Origin of the sequence: Enterobacter sp. 50588862 (genome assembly GCF_001462935.1) — a bacterium.
GTDB classification, from domain to species: domain Bacteria; phylum Pseudomonadota; class Gammaproteobacteria; order Enterobacterales; family Enterobacteriaceae; genus Enterobacter; species Enterobacter bugandensis.
On the sequence record NZ_LNHM01000010.1, the window covers coordinates 91,902 to 107,503 of the forward strand.

The window sequence follows — 15,602 nt, forward strand, 5'->3', positions numbered from 1 at the left end:
AGCCACGCATCAATACAGGGATAAAGTTGAGGCGATTATTTTTTTATAATCGCGGTAATATGCCAGAGGATATTTTTATGATGAGGCGATTATAGACGCGCTAAAGAATAATAGACTGAAAAGCCACTATTTTTATAACGTGCGTTTTACGCTCTGAAAAGAGTATATAAGGTAAACTTTATTAAAAAAGAATATCACGAAAAGTTTATAATTTTTGATGCCAGATATTTTCGCGTTCGCCACCCGGCGGGCGGTCTAGCCCGCCTCCAGCATCCCAAAACTCACAATTCGCGAGCGTCCCAGCTCTTTCGCCCGGTACAGTGCCACGTCCGCGGCACGCAGCAGGTTGTCACTTTGAGCATGCTCTGGATAGCTGGCGATACCAATTGACACATCCACCGGCCCAATCTCGGTCAGCCCGTAGCGAAGCGATAGCGCATGCACGCCGTTGTAAATCTTCTGCGCGCAGGCGTGCGCTTCTGCTTCACCGGCCCCGGGAAGCAGAACCAGAAACTCCTCGCCCCCGTAGCGGAATGCCAGCCCGCCGTCGTGCGCGGCCCGCTGAACAATCGTCGCCACGTTTTTGATTACCTGATCGCCAGCCTCGTGACCAAAGCGGTCGTTAATGCTTTTAAAGTGATCGATGTCGATCATCATGCAGCTTAACGGCTCGCCGTTGCGCATGGCCTGCGTCATTTGCGTGTGCAGGGTGTCTTCCAGATGATGACGATTACGCAGGCCAGTAAGCGGGTCAAACAAGGCTTTTTCCAGCAGCGCGTCGCGCAGGCGCTGATTCGCCAGCGCCAGTCCGAGCGCCTCGGCCATCAGTTCCAGATACGCGCGTGCGGGAGCATTTTCCGGGGTGATGTTCTGGAACGAGAGCAACCCAATGGCCTCGCCCTGGGCGATAAGCGGTACGCACAGCGCGCTTTCCGCCTGTGATTCCGGGAGATGATAGCAGGCGACATCCGGTTCACCGTTAACCGGCGGGTGGCTCTGACCGCGACGCACGGCCCAGCACGCATCGGGGTGGAACGTGGCCTCATCATCTGCCGGTGAAAGCCACTGGGCGACGCAGCGCATTTGCCACGGATCGCGGTCAAAAACGTAGAGCCGGCCCGCTATCCCCGGCGCGATATTGGGCGCAAACAGCTCCGCCACGTTGATCACATCGTCAAAGTTTTCACACCCCTGCAGCCGCTGGGTCATGCGCGCCAGCAGCTCGCGGATGGCCCAGTCGGCGTCGCGCTCTTTTTCCAGACGCTGGCGCGCAAGGCCGTTTTCACGAAAGATGCGGATGGCCTGGGCCATATCGCCAATCTCATCAATCTGGTTAAAGTTGGGCGTTTCAACCGCGAAGTCCTGAGAGGCCAGACGGTGAACCACGTCGCTCAGGCGTACCACCGGGCGCAGCACGCGGCGTTTTAATATAAAGCCGAGCACAAACAAGAACAGCAGGGCGGTCAGGCCAACCATCACTTCAGAAGCCGTACGCAGCGCTTTCGATTTTTTCGTCGCCTCCCGCACGGAGGCAATGACACGTTTGTCGAGTATCTGGCGAAAGCGATCGATTTGGGTTTGTGCGCGCTCAAGCTCCTGCTCGTAGGGCATGCCATAGAGCAGGGCAACGGCCTGCGCATCTTCACCCCGGGCCACGCTCGTCAGTGCCGCCTGCTGCTCATCCTGCAGTGCATCAATGATTTTTAAACCATCATGCAGCAGGGCCAGCTCGTCATCTGAAGCGCCGGTGTCCTGCAGTTTGTCCAGCTTCAGCTCGATGCTCTTCAGTTTTTTCTCTGACGCATTGTACTCATCCAGGATTTGCGGATTTTTTTTGATGACATACAGGCGCGCTAAATCGGACTGTATCCAGGCGTCGGTTTCAATATTTTCTGTAAGCTCATCAAAACGCTGGCGTTGTTCAATGGCCTGACGTTCGGCGTTGTCAGCACCGGAGGCCATCAGCATGATAATGCCGGAGGCGATAGTCAGGCAGACCGTGGCACCGTAGGCCCAGTTGGTTATTGTCGCGATTCGCACCTGGAGATCCTTTTACCGCATAAAGAGGATGGCGTTCTTCAAATTATAGAAAACGTATGATTTAAGGCGAAAAAAAAGGCGGCACAGCGCCGCCTGATGTGGTCGTTATCGTCACGTCCCTACAAATCTGGAGAGTTTTTTCCCTCTTCGATGAACTCGGCGTCCAGCTCTTCGGCATTGCCCGCGTGATCGCGGCCGGAGAAGAGGTTCCAGCAGGCGATAAACAGCGCGGCGATGAGCGGCCCAATCACAAAGCCGTTAATGCCGTACAGCTCCATGCCGCCGAGGGTGGAGATCAGAATCAGGTAGTCCGGCATTTTGGTGTCTTTCCCCACCAGCAGCGGGCGCAGGATATTGTCCACCAGCCCGACAATAATCACGAAGAAGCCAACAATAAACAGCCCCTGCCAGAGCTGGTGCGTGGCGAACAGGTAAATGGCGGCTGGCACCCAGACAATCGCCGAGCCGACGGCGGGGACCAGCGAGAGGAACGCCATCAGCGCGCCCCAGAGCACGCTGCCGTCGATGCCCACGATGGCAAACGCGATCCCGCCGAGCGTGCCCTGAACGACGGCCACCACTGCCGTCCCTTTCACCGTCGCCCGGGAGACGCCGACGAACTTGGCGAACAGGTGCTGTTTAACAAAATCAGACAGCGGCAGTGAGTCGAGGATCTGGCGTACCAGATACGGTCCATCCTTCAGCAGGAAGAACAACAGATAAAGCATGATGCCGAAGCTAATCGCAAAGCCAAACGTGCCTTTGCCGATCAGGAACGCGCTGCCTGCCAGATACTGCCCGCCCTGCAGCGCAACGTCGGAGAGTTTTTTCTGGATCTGCGCCGCGTTGGTCAGGTTGTGATCCGCCAGGAAGCCGCTGGCCCAGTCCGGCAAGTGGTTGAAGATGCTCGCCACTACCTCCGGGAATTGGGTGTTGTTCTCCTGAAGCTTCGTGTAAACCACGTTCAACTCAATGGCGAGCGAGGAGAGGATCACCATCAGCGGGATAAAGACGATCAGGCAGATAATGCCAATCGTCAGCAGCGAGGCCAGCCCGTTGCGATCCCCCAGCGCGGCGCGCAATTTGTTTTTTACCGGGTTGAAAATGACGGTCAGAATAGCGGCCCACAGTATCGCGGAGAAGTAGGGCGACAGCACGTCGAAGAAGGCCCAGGTCACAAGGGCGAGAATGAAAATAAAGAAACCTTTGGTCAGTCCGTTAAAGCGCATCAGTCAGTCCTGGTTACTAAGAAACTGTGACGACTATAGAACCGATTGCGAGAATTACCAACCCGGCGGTCAGTTCAGCAATATCGCAGTATGAATTTGCGCTTCACGGATAGCACTTTCGACTGACCGAAGATCGCACGCTCCCGCACCATGCTGTTAGTATCTGCTTGCGGAGGTGCTTATGGCCTGGCGTCCCATTCTTTATGTGATCCTCACAACCCACCCCAGACTCAGCGCGCGGCGTGCCCGTTTACGTCTGGTCATCTAGCTTTTTATTAACAATCGCGGTATAACACCTTCTTTGGATGTTTAGATGTCCATACGTATAGAAGGTAATATGCAAACACAACAAGAAAATGGACAGCTTAAGCGCACCATGAAAACACGCCACCTGATTATGCTCTCGCTGGGCGGCGTGATTGGGACAGGGTTATTCTTCAATACCGGATACATCATTTCCACCACCGGTGCGGCGGGCACGCTGCTGGCGTACCTGATCGGCGCGCTGGTGGTCTGGCTGGTGATGCAGTGTCTGGGCGAGCTCTCCGTGGCGATGCCGGAAACCGGCGCGTTCCACGTCTATGCCGCCCGCTATCTCGGCCCGGCGACGGGCTATACCGTGGCGTGGCTCTACTGGCTCACCTGGACGGTGGCGCTCGGTTCGAGCTTTACCGCCGCCGGGTTCTGCATGCAGTACTGGTTCCCGCAGGTGCCCGTCTGGGCGTGGTGCGTGGTCTTTTGCGTAGTGATTTTCGGCCTTAACGTCATCTCCACGCGCTTCTTTGCCGAAGGGGAATTTTGGTTCTCGCTGGTGAAGGTCATCACCATCATCGCCTTTATCATCCTCGGCGGGGCGGCGGTCTTTGGTTTCATCCCGATGCAGGACGGTTCACCCGCGCCTGGCTTAAGCAACCTCACCGCCGAGGGCTGGTTCCCGCACGGCGGCCTGCCGATCCTGATGACCATGGTGGCGGTGAATTTTGCCTTCTCCGGGACCGAGCTTATCGGCATCGCGGCGGGTGAAACGGAAAATCCGCACAAGGTCATTCCGGTTGCGATCCGCACCACCATCGCGCGGCTGATCATCTTCTTTATCGGCACCGTGTTTGTGCTGGCGGCGCTGATCCCGATGCAGCAGGCGGGCGTGGAAAAAAGCCCGTTCGTGCTGGTGTTTGAAAAGGTCGGTATTCCCTACGCGGCGGATATTTTTAACTTCGTGATCCTGACGGCGATCCTCTCGGCGGCGAACTCCGGGCTGTACGCCTCCGGGCGCATGCTGTGGTCGCTCTCGAATGAGAAAACGCTCCCGCGCTGCTTTGCCCGCGTGAACAAAAACGGCGTGCCGCTGACGGCGCTCTCGGTTTCCATGCTCGGCGGCGTGCTGGCGCTGTTCTCAAGCGTGGTGGCCCCGGACACGGTGTTTGTTGCACTCTCGGCCATTTCTGGCTTTGCGGTGGTGGCGGTGTGGATCAGCATCTGCGCGTCGCACTTCGTTTTCCGTCGCCGTCATCTGCAGTCCGGCCAACCGCTCTCTGCGCTGCAGTACCGTGCGCCGTGGTATCCGCTGGTGCCGGTGCTCGGTTTTATCCTCTGCGTGGTGGCCTGCGTCGGCCTGTGGTTTGACCCCAGCCAGCGCATTGCCCTTTATTGCGGGCTTCCGTTCGTCGCCCTGTGTTATGGTGCCTACTACCTGACCCGAAATATGACATCGCAGGAGCCTGAACATGTCGCAGAATAATCCGCTTACCGCCATCCTTGAAAAACAGCCGTTTGTAGTGCTGGATGGCGCAATGGCAACGGAGCTGGAAGCGCGCGGCTGTAACCTTGCTGACAGCCTCTGGTCGGCCAAAGTGCTGGTGGAAAACCCGGATCTTATCCGTGAAGTGCATCTTGATTACTACCGCGCGGGCGCGCAGGTGGCGATCACCGCCAGCTACCAGGCCACGCCTGCGGGCTTTGCGGCACGCGGTCTGGATGAGGCGCAGTCCCGCGTGCTGATTGGCAAAAGCGTGGAGCTGGCGCGTAAGGCGCGCGAAGCGTACCTGGCCGAAAACCCGCACGCGGGTACGCTGCTGGTAGCGGGCTCCGTTGGGCCGTACGGCGCGTATCTGGCGGATGGCTCAGAGTATCGCGGCGACTACGTGCGCAGTGCAGAAGAATTCACAGAATTCCATCGCCCACGCGTGGAAGCGCTGCTGGACGCGGGTGCAGACCTGCTGGCCTGCGAAACGCTGCCGTCGTTCACGGAAATAAAGGCGCTGGCCGCGTTGCTGACGGCGTATCCCCGCGCGCGGGCGTGGTTCTCCTTCACCCTGCGCGACAGCGAGCACCTGAGCGACGGTACGCCGCTGCGGGAGGTGGTTTCTTCTCTGGAGGACTATCCGCAGGTCGTCGCGCTGGGCATCAACTGTATCGCGCTGGAAAACACCACGGCGGCGCTGAAGCAGTTGCAAAGCCTGACGCCGCTGCCGCTGGTGGTCTACCCGAACTCAGGCGAGCATTATGATGCGGTAACCAAAACCTGGCACCACCACGGCGAAGCGTGCGAGACGCTGGCGGGGTATCTGCCGCAGTGGCTGGCTGCGGGAGCGAAGTTAATCGGCGGATGCTGTCGCACCACGCCGAAGGATATTGCAGAGCTGAACGCGCAGCGCTGAGTTTGTGCCGGGTAAGGCGCAAGCGCCACCCGGCACAAACCAACCGCACAAAATCAACTATCCTTTCCCGCTTTTTTTCTAAAAACGAATCGTCATTAGCGATTCTTTTTTATTCCTTTATCAAAATTCCCGCGCCGGAAATACTGCCCTCATAACAACAGGGGAGCAGGCACTATGGCAATTTCATCGCGAATCACACTTCTCGGCGCGCTGGCGCTGTGGGCATTTCAGGCGCAGGCGGTGGACGTTACCGTCGCGTATCAAACCTCGGCTGAGCCGGCGAAGGTTGCGCAGGCGGACAATACCTTTGCGAAGGAGAGCGGCGCGAAAGTCGACTGGCGCAAGTTCGACAGCGGTGCGTCCGTCGTGCGTGCGTTAGCTTCCGGCGACGTGCAGATTGGCAATATCGGCTCCAGCCCGCTGGCGGTCGCGGCCAGCCAGCAGGTACCGATTGAGGTGTTCCTCCTCGCCTCGCAGCTTGGTAATTCCGAAGCGCTGGTGGTGAAGAAAAACATCACCAAACCGGAAGACCTGATCGGCAAACGCATCGCCGTGCCGTTTATCTCCACCACCCACTACAGCCTGCTGGCGGCGCTCAAACACTGGGGCATCAAGCCGGGGCAGGTGCAAATCATCAATCTTCAGCCGCCGGCGATTATCGCCGCCTGGCAGCGCGGGGATATTGACGGGGCCTACGTGTGGGCACCGGCAGTAAACGAGCTGGAAAAAGACGGCACCGTGCTGACCGACTCCGAAAAAGTGGGCCAGTGGGGCGCGCCAACCCTCGACGTGTGGGTGGTGCGTAAAGACTTCGCCGAGAAACATCCTGAGGTAGTCAAAGCCTTCGCGAAAAGCGCGATTGACGCCCAGCAGCCGTACATCAGCAACCCGGATGAGTGGCTGAAGCAGCCCGCCAATCTGAAAAAACTCTCCCGCCTGAGCGGCGTGCCGGAAGCGGACGTGCCGGGGCTGGTGAAGGGCAATACCTATCTGACCCCCGCGCAGCAGGTGCAGCAGCTAAACGGGCCGGTGAGCAAAGCGATTGTAGATACCGCAACCTTCCTGAAAGAGCAGGGCAAAGTGCCTGCGGTCGCGGCGGATTACAGTCAGTACGTCACCGACCGCTTTGTGAAATAAGGAGTCCGCCATGCTGAACATTACGAACCTGTATGCCGATTACGGTGGTAAACCCGCGCTGGAGGACATCAACCTGACGCTGGGCAGCGGTGAACTACTGGTGGTGCTCGGCCCGTCCGGCTGCGGAAAAACCACGCTGCTGAATCTGATCGCCGGGTTTGTACCGTATCAGCACGGCACCATTCAGCTGGAAGGCAAAAAGGTGGATGGCCCTGGCGCCGAGCGCGGCGTGGTCTTTCAGAACGAAGGATTGCTTCCGTGGCGCAACGTGCAGGAGAACGTAGCGTTTGGGCTACAGCTTGCGGGTGTGAACCGTGAACAGCGGCTGGCAACCGCGCGGGCGATGCTGAAAAAAGTGGGGCTGGAAGGGGCGGAAAAACGCTTTATCTGGCAGCTTTCCGGCGGCCAGCGACAGCGTGTCGGGATTGCCCGCGCGCTGGCAGCGAATCCGCAGCTGTTGCTGCTGGACGAGCCGTTCGGGGCGCTGGACGCCTTTACCCGCGAGCAGATGCAAACCCTGCTGCTGCGCCTGTGGCATGAGACGGGCAAGCAGGTGCTGTTAATTACTCACGATATCGAAGAGGCGGTGTTTATGGCGACCGAGCTGGTGCTGCTCTCGCCGGGGCCGGGGCGCGTGCTGGAGCGGCTGCCGCTGGATTTCGCACGCCGCTACGTCGCGGGAGAACCCGTGCGCAGCATCAAATCCGATCCGCGGTTTATTGAGCAGCGTGAATACGTCTTAAGCCGCGTGTTCGAACAGCGGGAGGCCTTCTCATGAGCATCGTCTTTAGTGAAAAAACGCGCCGCACGCGTCCGGCGCTGCGCTGGCCTTTCTCACGTCAAATTACGCTGAGCGTCGGTACGCTGCTGGTGCTGCTGGCTGCGTGGTGGGCGGTTGCGGCCCAGCAGTGGGTCAGCCCGCTGTTTCTGCCGCCGCCGGGACAGGTGCTGGCGAAACTCATCTCCATCGCCGGGCCGCAGGGCTTTATGGACGCTACGCTCTGGCAGCATCTCGGCGCAAGCCTGACGCGCATTCTGGTGGCGCTGCTGGCGGCGGTGGTTATCGGTATCCCGGTCGGGATCGCGATGGGCCTAAGCCCGACGGTGCGCGGCATCCTTGACCCGCTGATTGAGCTTTACCGCCCGGTGCCTCCGCTGGCCTATTTGCCGCTGATGGTGATCTGGTTCGGTATCGGCGAAACGTCGAAAATTCTGCTGATTTATCTGGCGATTTTCGCGCCGGTTGCCATGTCGGCGCTGGCGGGCGTGAAGAGTGCCCAGCAGGTGCGCATTCGTGCGGCGCAGTCGCTGGGGGCCAGCCGTACGCAAGTGCTGCTGTTCGTCATTCTACCCGGCGCGCTGCCGGAGATTTTAACCGGGCTGCGCATCGGCCTCGGCGTGGGCTGGTCCACGCTGGTGGCGGCAGAGCTGATCGCCGCCACGCGAGGATTAGGGTTTATGGTTCAGTCGGCGGGAGAGTTCCTGGCGACTGACGTGGTGCTGGCAGGGATCGCGGTGATTGCCGCGATCGCCTTCGGATTAGAACTGGGGCTGCGCGCGCTACAGCGCCGCCTGACGCCCTGGCATGGAGAAATACAATGAGTGAACGACTGACCATCACCCCGCTGGGGCCGTATATTGGCGCGCAGGTGTCGGGCCTGGATGTGTCCCGCCCGCTGAGCGATAACCAGTTTGAGCAGCTGTACCACGCGGTGCTGCGCCATCAGGTGGTGTTCCTGCGCGAGCAGGCGATCACCCCGCAGCAGCAGCGCGCGCTGGCGTTGCGTTTTGGCGACCTGCATATTCACCCGGTCTATCCGCATGCGGAAGGGGTGGAGGAGATTATCGTTCTGGATACCCACAACGATAACCCGCCTGACAACGACAACTGGCACACGGACGTCACCTTTATCGAGACGCCGCCCGCCGGGGCGATTCTGGCAGCAAAATTACTGCCAGAGACCGGCGGCGATACGCTGTGGGTGAGCGGGATTGCGGCGTTTGAGGCGCTCTCTGCGCCGTTCCGGACGCTGCTGAGCGGCCTGCGGGCGGAGCACGACTTCAAAAAATCGTTCCCGGAATATAAGTACCGTAAAAGCGAAGAGGAGCATCAGCGCTGGCTGGAAGCGGTGGCGAAGCATCCGCCGCTGCTGCACCCGGTGGTGCGCACCCATCCGGTCACGGGCAAGCAGGCGCTGTTCGTGAACGAAGGATTCACGACGCGCATTGTGGACGTGACGGAAAAAGAGAGCGACGCGCTGTTAGGTTTCCTGTTCGCACATATCACTAAACCGGAGTTTCAGGTGCGCTGGCGCTGGCAGGAGAACGACCTGGCGATCTGGGATAACCGCGTGACGCAGCACTACGCCAACGCGGACTATCTGCCGCAGCGCCGGATTATGCAGCGGGCGACGATTTTGGGCGATAAGCCGTTTTACCGCCCCTGATCCTGTAGTACCCGTAGGCCGGGTAAGCGCAGCGCTACCCGGCGAAAACGGTGCACAATTGCCGGCCAATTAAAGGTGCGCCTCAATATACCGCTGATAGCGGTTCGCCTTCAGGTAGCACAAATCCACCAGCACCAGACCGTCTACGCAATTGTTGAACGCCGGGTCGCTGCCAAAATCAATAAACTGCACGCCGCCGGGCTCGCATAGCTCGGAATACTGTTTATACAGCGGCGGTATGCCGCAGCCCAGATTGCCGAGCAGGGATTTCAGCTTCGTCAAATCGTCCCCGTAATCCACGCCGCCAAACTGTGCCAGCACGTCCGGTAACGACGCCGGATACGGCTGACGTGACGCGGCTAGCGGATGCGTCGCCGGGAACCACAGGCGGTAAAAGGCGACCAGCAGATCCCGTGCCGCAGGCGGTAAGCCGCCGGAGATGGAGACGGGGCCAAACAGGTAGCGATAATGTGGGTAACGCGCCAGGTAAGCCCCGATGCCGGACCATAAATAGTCCAGACCGCGACGCCCCCAGTAGCGCGGCTGAATAAAGCTGCGCCCGAGCTCAATGCCGTGCTCAAGCACGTCCTGCATTTTGTCGTCGTAGTGGAACAGGCTGTAGCTGTACAGACCTTCAACGCCGCGCTTTTCGATCTGCATGGCCGTCGGCATAAAGCGATACGCGCCGACGATCTCCAGATCCTCTTCATCCCAGAGGATCAGGTGCAGATAATCGTCATCGTAGCTGTCGGTGTCCCGGCGTTTACCGCTCCCTTCCTCCACCGCGCGAAACGCAATCTCGCGCAGGCGGCCCAGTTCGCGCAGAAGAGGCGCCTCTTCCTGCCCGTTGCGCTGCCACAGGTAGATGGTTTTACCGTCGCTGGTTTTACCCAGACACTCCGCCTGCGCCAGCTCGCGTTTCAGGGTGGCCCGGTCTTCCGGCCGAGCAATGGCGCACTGGGTTTTGAAGACGCCAGGCAATCCCTTGCCAAGACGCATCACGTGCTGACGGCACTGCTCGGCCATCTCACGTGACGAAAGAGTGGCGCTATGCCAGTGATGCCAGGCGATTTGCTGGCCGATTTTAATCGGCAGCTGGCTGTGGCGGCGGCGGAACATCTGTTGCATTAGCAGCAGCATCGACAAGGTCGGCGACACCAGCGTGCTGGCATAAAAGAGCAGGCTGTTATGCGCCTGAATATGCACCGGCAGCAGCGGGGCGCGCAGCTTGCTGGCGAGTTTGATAAAGCCGGAGTGCCATTTTTTATCGCGAATGCCTTTGCGCGTGGGGCGTGAAACTTCACCCGCCGGGAAGAAGATCAGCACGCCCGCGTTTTGCAGATGCTGCTCCATCTGAACCAGAGACGATTTCGCCGTCCTGCCGCCCATATTGTCCACCGGAATAAACAGCGAACTGAGAGGCTCAAGGTGGGTCAGCATCCGGTTGGTCACGACTTTAACGTCGCGCCGCACGCGGGAGACGGCGTACATCAGCGCCAACCCGTCCAGCGTGCCTGTCGGGTGGTTGGCAATAATAACCAGTGGGCCATGTTCGGGGATTTGTTCGAGATCGCGGGCGGAAACGGTGCAGAGAATATCAAGGTGCTCCAGAACTTGCTCCACCATATCCAGTCCTTTCAGGTGGCGGTGAGCGGCGGCAAACTGCTGGAATTCTTCTTCGTAAAACAGCCTTTTTAACAGACTTTTTTGCCAGGGTGCAGGCCTCGCCTGAGGCCAAAGATCGTCGAGAACGCTATCGAGGCTAAACATGATTACTCCTCCTGCCGTCTTGCGAAGACAGTAGAAGGAGCAGATGTCGGTTGTATTGCAGTTTGGTGAAGATTAGCGGAGGATTTTTTTCTCGGCCAGATCCAGCGCGAAGTAGCTGAAGATCAGATCCGCGCCCGCGCGTTTGATCGCGCCCAGGCTTTCGAGGATCACTTTCTCTTCGTCGATGGCACCGGCCAGCGCGGCGAATTTGATCATCGCGTATTCACCGCTCACCTGGTATGCCCCCAGCGGCAGTTCGGTGCGCTCGCGGATGTCGCGCAGAATATCGAGATAGGCGCCAGCAGGTTTCACCATCAGGCAGTCTGCGCCCTGGGCTTCATCAAGCAGGGATTCACGAATCGCTTCCCGGCGGTTCAGCGGGTTCATCTGGTAGGTCTTACGATCGCCCTTCAGCGCCGTACCCGCTGCTTCACGGAACGGACCGTAGAAGGAGGAGGCAAACTTGGTGGAGTAGGACATGATGGCGGTGTCGGTAAAGCCTGCCGCATCCAGCGCCTGACGGATAGCCTGAACCTGTCCGTCCATCGCCGCAGACGGCGCGATGAAGTCCGCACCCGCAGCGGCAGCCACGACCGCCTGCTTGCCGAGGTTCAGCAGGGTGGCATCGTTGTCCACGCCGTGATCGCACAGCACGCCGCAGTGCCCGTGGGAGGTGTATTCGCAAAAGCAGGTGTCGGACATGACCACCATTTCTGGCACGGTATCTTTGCAGATGCGGGACATGCGGGCCACGAGGCCATCTTCTTTCCACGCATCGCTGCCGGTGGCGTCGGTATGGTGGGAGATGCCGAAGGTCATCACCGAGCGGATCCCCGCGTTGGCAATGCGTTCGATCTCACGCGCCAGGTATTTTTCAGGAATGCGCATCACGCCCGGCATGGCTTCGATGGCTTTGTAGTCATCAATCTCTTCTTCAACAAAAATCGGCAACACCAGATCGTTTAAGCTCAGTGTTGTCTCTTCAAACATGGCGCGCAGTGCGGGTGACTTACGCAGGCGGCGGGGACGTGCAATTAAATCGGTCATGGTATGCCTGATGTTTGTGGAACAAAGAGGGCTAGTGTACCTCAAAGTGGCGACGGGTGTTTTACTAAAGTGGGCATTTTGCTTTTGCGAAATGCAGCAGATGAGTTTGCCAGTTAACAATAATATATAATGCAGGTCAGTATAACGCTGAGAGAAGAATGAGATATTTGTGTTATTTCTATATAGAAATGAATGTATCATTAAAAATGATTTATTATTTTTTATGATATTTCCCTGATTGCTTTGCCCGTGCATTAACATTTTGTTTTTATAATATTTATTTTATGACGCCCTATGCTTTGTGGTATGAGTCTGTTTTTTGTCTGAATGCGGACTTACTGGAAACATTCATTGAACCTTTTCGAAATGAAACTGCATAATTCCCTCCGCAATTAAACATTGCTAATTGATTTACGGACAAACATGCTTACGTCCCTGAGGAGGGATGACCCAATGCAAACATGGAAAAAGAAACTGGTTGTATCTCAACTTGCATTAGCTTGTACGCTGGCTATCGCTTCTCAGGCTAATGCGAAAGATATTTCCGGTACGACATATAATACTTTTGGATATGATAATACCGCATCTACGCCGTGGTATTATGGCTACGCAGATTGGGATTACTCGGATGCCACCCATGATGGTGACATTTATCCGGTCATCAATAAATCAACCGTAAACGGTGTTATTTCGACTTACTATCTGGATGATGGGGTCAATGGTCGTGCAAACGCGTTGAGTATTTCTAACAGCACCATTAACGGCATGATCACGTCAGAGTGTATGACCACGACGTGTGCAGATGGCGTGGATACTGACGGCACCAGTCATACCCAGTACGATCGATTTAGCCTGACCGTTGATAACTCCACCATCAACGATGCCTACGAGCATTACGCGTATGATGTCGTCAATGGCGAGAATACTGAAACGCATTATCTGGACACCTATGGTCTGGGTAACGCAATTACCCTGGACGTTGAATCTGATATCGTTATTCAGAACAACTCCCACGTCGCGGGTATCACGCTGACGCAGGGTTATCAGGAACTGGATAACACACCATACGACGGCGTTGAAGGCGTTGCTAACAGCAGCAATGTCTTTACCGATACGCTGGTGGTGAAAGACTCCGTGCTGACCTCTGGTGCGTACAGCGATCTGGGCACCAACGGGTTCTACGGTCAAACGGCGAAGCCGAGCGACTACGGTGAAACCAACGCCTCGGCTGCGGATGATGCGGCGCTGATCGTTGCGGCCGGCGCGTCTGATAACGCCATGCAGACCACCGCTACCTTCGATCACTCTACCGTAACGGGTGACATTCTTTTCTCCAGCACCTTTGATAACAACTTCTACGAGAATGGCGATCCGGCAACGGATACCACTGAAGATGGTGTCTATAACCCAACCACCAACGGCTGGGACGGTACCGATACACTGGATGTTACGCTGACCAACGGCAGCAAGTGGGTCGGTGCAGCGCAGTCCAGCGTTGAAGCTATCGGCACTGCGCAGATGTATGGCCAGGGCTACAGCAACGTTGACTGGCACGCTCTGTCCCCGAACAGCATCTGGCCTGATTCTACCTTCGACAGCAACGGTCACGTTGCCGGTGAAGAGGTGTACCAAAGCGGCCTGTTCAATGTGGCGCTGGATAACGGTTCCGAGTGGGATACCCGCAAGGTCTCCAACATTGATGCGCTGACGGTGAACAACCAGTCTCAGGTCAATGTTGAAAACTCCGGCCTGCTGGCGGATTCAATCACCCTGACCAATGCTTCAACCATGAATATTGGCGACAGCGGAGCCGTGGCAACCGACAGCCTGTATCTGGACAGCTATAGCCGTGCGGCACTGACTGAAGAGACAGCAGAGCTGTATGCTAACACCATTACCGTAGACAACGGTGCCGAGCTGGCGCTGGGTCTGGGTCAGGTTGATACGCACAATATGGTACTGACCGATGGCGGCGTGCTCAACGTTGCCAGCCGCGATTATGTGCTGAACAGTGATCTGAACAACGCACGCTATATCACTAACGATCGCTACAACGCGGAGTATGACTACGGTGTTGTCGCGCTGAACTCCGACGGCCATCTGGCGGTGAACGGTGACGTTGCCGGTAACTACAAGGTGCGCATCGACGATGCAACCGGCGCTGGTTCAGTTGCCGACTACAAAAACAAAGAGATCATTCGCGTCTACGACAATAACGCAGATACCGCAGCCAGCTTTACTGCTGCAAACAAAGCTGATTTAGGTGCTTACACCTATCAGGCGCAGCAGGAGGGTGACACCGTTGTTCTCCAGCAGAAAGAGCTGACTGACTACGCCAACATGGCGCTGAGCATTCCTTCTGCCAACACCAATATCTGGAATCTCCAGCAGGATACCGTGGGTACGCGTCTGACCAACAGCCGTCATGGCCTGGCAGACAACGGCGGAGCGTGGGTGAGCTATTTCGGCGGCAATTTTGACGCGGATAACGGCACCGTCAGCTACGATCAGGACGTAAGCGGCATTATGGTCGGTCTGGACACGCAGATTGACGGTAATAATGCGAAGTGGATCGTCGGTGGTGCAGCTGGTTTTGCGAAAGGCGATATCAGCGATCGTACGGGTCAGGTCGATCAGGACAGCCAGACTGCGATGATCTACGCGTCTGCGACGTTTGCGAACAACGTCTTCCTCGACAGCTCACTGAACTACACCCGCTTTAACAATGACCTCTCTGCAACCATGAGCAACGGTCAGTATGTTGACGGTGACACCACCTCTGACGCTGTTGGCTTCGGGATGAAGCTGGGCTATGACTGGAAACCAAACCTGTCAGGCTACATCACTCCTTACGCGTCGGTATCTGGCCTGTTCCAGTCAGGCGACGACTACCAGCTGAGCAACGACATGCGTATCGACGGTCAGTCTTACGACAGCATGCGTTATGAACTTGGCCTGGATGCGGGTTATACCTTCAACTACGGCGGCGAACAGGCGCTGACCCCGTACTTCAAGCTGGCTTACGTCTATGACGATGCTGACAATAATGCTGATATCAACTCTGACAGCATTGATAACGGCGTCGAAGGCTCTGCGGTTCGCGTTGGGCTGGGCACCCAGTTCAGCTTCACCAAAAACTTCAGTGCTTACACCGATGCGACTTATCTGGGCGGCGGCGACGTTGACCAGAACTGGGGAGCAAACCTGGGTGTGAAATATACCTGGTAAATAGAAAGCGCGGGGGATATTTTCCCCCGCTTTTTTATATGGTTTAA

General features: G+C 57.3%; 11 protein-coding genes. 7 read left to right on the forward strand and 4 right to left on the reverse strand.

Annotation, left to right across the window (positions count from 1 at the left end):
- Nucleotides 1-255 precede the first annotated feature (255 nt).
- Both APT89_RS05785 and APT89_RS05790 read right to left on the reverse strand, forming a co-directional pair.
- Nucleotides 256-2,040 (reverse strand): diguanylate cyclase, encoded by a 1,785-nt coding sequence (locus tag APT89_RS05785; RefSeq protein WP_060571910.1) that lies wholly within the window; start codon nucleotides 2,038-2,040, stop codon nucleotides 256-258.
- 119 nt (nucleotides 2,041-2,159) lie between these two features.
- On the reverse strand, nucleotides 2,160-3,269 hold the full coding sequence (locus tag APT89_RS05790; protein WP_028012104.1) for an AI-2E family transporter: 1,110 nt from the start codon (nucleotides 3,267-3,269) through the stop codon (nucleotides 2,160-2,162).
- A 337-nt stretch (nucleotides 3,270-3,606) separates the two neighbouring features.
- Here APT89_RS05790 and mmuP point away from each other — a divergent pair, with 337 nt between their 5' ends.
- The 6 genes from mmuP to tauD all read left to right on the forward strand — a co-directional run bounded on the left by mmuP (nucleotide 3,607) and on the right by tauD (nucleotide 9,510).
- Nucleotides 3,607-5,007, forward strand: coding sequence for an S-methylmethionine permease (gene mmuP / locus APT89_RS05795; protein ID WP_041911121.1), 1,401 nt, complete (start codon nucleotides 3,607-3,609; stop codon nucleotides 5,005-5,007).
- A complete protein-coding gene (gene mmuM, locus APT89_RS05800) occupies nucleotides 4,994-5,926 on the forward strand; it encodes a homocysteine S-methyltransferase (RefSeq protein WP_060571911.1) in 933 nt (310 codons plus the stop codon). Before mmuP ends, mmuM begins: the two co-directional genes overlap by 14 nt.
- Nucleotides 5,927-6,100: 174 nt before the next feature.
- Complete coding sequence (tauA, locus tag APT89_RS05805) at nucleotides 6,101-7,063, forward strand: taurine ABC transporter substrate-binding protein (protein WP_060571912.1); 963 nt, start codon at nucleotides 6,101-6,103, stop codon at nucleotides 7,061-7,063.
- A 10-nt stretch (nucleotides 7,064-7,073) separates the two neighbouring features.
- Nucleotides 7,074-7,841: a taurine ABC transporter ATP-binding subunit gene (gene tauB / locus APT89_RS05810; RefSeq protein ID WP_048957570.1), complete on the forward strand. Its 768-nt coding sequence runs from the start codon at nucleotides 7,074-7,076 to the stop codon at nucleotides 7,839-7,841.
- The gene (gene tauC, locus APT89_RS05815) at nucleotides 7,838-8,665 is read left to right on the forward strand and encodes a taurine ABC transporter permease TauC (protein WP_048957569.1); all 828 of its coding nucleotides are present in this window, start codon (nucleotides 7,838-7,840) and stop codon (nucleotides 8,663-8,665) included. Before tauB ends, tauC begins: the two co-directional genes overlap by 4 nt.
- On the forward strand, nucleotides 8,662-9,510 hold the full coding sequence (tauD, locus tag APT89_RS05820; protein ID WP_028012110.1) for a taurine dioxygenase: 849 nt from the start codon (nucleotides 8,662-8,664) through the stop codon (nucleotides 9,508-9,510). Before tauC ends, tauD begins: the two co-directional genes overlap by 4 nt.
- 69 nt (nucleotides 9,511-9,579) lie before the next feature.
- On the opposite strand, the gene APT89_RS05825 is transcribed toward tauD, so the two are convergent.
- Complete coding sequence (locus APT89_RS05825) at nucleotides 9,580-11,280, reverse strand: lysophospholipid acyltransferase family protein (RefSeq protein WP_060571913.1); 1,701 nt, start codon at nucleotides 11,278-11,280, stop codon at nucleotides 9,580-9,582.
- A 72-nt stretch (nucleotides 11,281-11,352) separates the two neighbouring features.
- Nucleotides 11,353-12,327, reverse strand: coding sequence for a porphobilinogen synthase (gene hemB, locus APT89_RS05830; protein ID WP_045259875.1), 975 nt, complete (start codon nucleotides 12,325-12,327; stop codon nucleotides 11,353-11,355).
- Nucleotides 12,328-12,780: 453 nt separating this feature from the next.
- On the opposite strand from hemB, the gene APT89_RS05835 reads away from it, so the two are divergent.
- Nucleotides 12,781-15,555, forward strand: coding sequence for an autotransporter outer membrane beta-barrel domain-containing protein (locus APT89_RS05835; protein WP_060571914.1), 2,775 nt, complete (start codon nucleotides 12,781-12,783; stop codon nucleotides 15,553-15,555).
- Nucleotides 15,556-15,602 lie beyond the last annotated feature (47 nt).

Excerpts from the sequence above, each read along its gene's own strand:
- APT89_RS05790 (WP_028012104.1), bottom strand. The coding sequence starts at position 3,269 with ATGCGCTTTAACGGACTGACCAAAGGTTTCTTTATTTTCATTCTCGCC.
- mmuP (WP_041911121.1), top strand. The coding sequence starts at position 3,607 with ATGCAAACACAACAAGAAAATGGACAGCTTAAGCGCACCATGAAAACA.
- mmuM (WP_060571911.1), top strand. The coding sequence starts at position 4,994 with ATGTCGCAGAATAATCCGCTTACCGCCATCCTTGAAAAACAGCCGTTT.
- tauA (WP_060571912.1), top strand. The coding sequence starts at position 6,101 with ATGGCAATTTCATCGCGAATCACACTTCTCGGCGCGCTGGCGCTGTGG.
- tauB (WP_048957570.1), top strand. The coding sequence starts at position 7,074 with ATGCTGAACATTACGAACCTGTATGCCGATTACGGTGGTAAACCCGCG.
- tauC (WP_048957569.1), top strand. The coding sequence starts at position 7,838 with ATGAGCATCGTCTTTAGTGAAAAAACGCGCCGCACGCGTCCGGCGCTG.
- tauD (WP_028012110.1), top strand. The coding sequence starts at position 8,662 with ATGAGTGAACGACTGACCATCACCCCGCTGGGGCCGTATATTGGCGCG.
- APT89_RS05825 (WP_060571913.1), bottom strand. The coding sequence starts at position 11,280 with ATGTTTAGCCTCGATAGCGTTCTCGACGATCTTTGGCCTCAGGCGAGG.
- hemB (WP_045259875.1), bottom strand. The coding sequence starts at position 12,327 with ATGACCGATTTAATTGCACGTCCCCGCCGCCTGCGTAAGTCACCCGCA.
- APT89_RS05835 (WP_060571914.1), top strand. The coding sequence starts at position 12,781 with ATGCAAACATGGAAAAAGAAACTGGTTGTATCTCAACTTGCATTAGCT.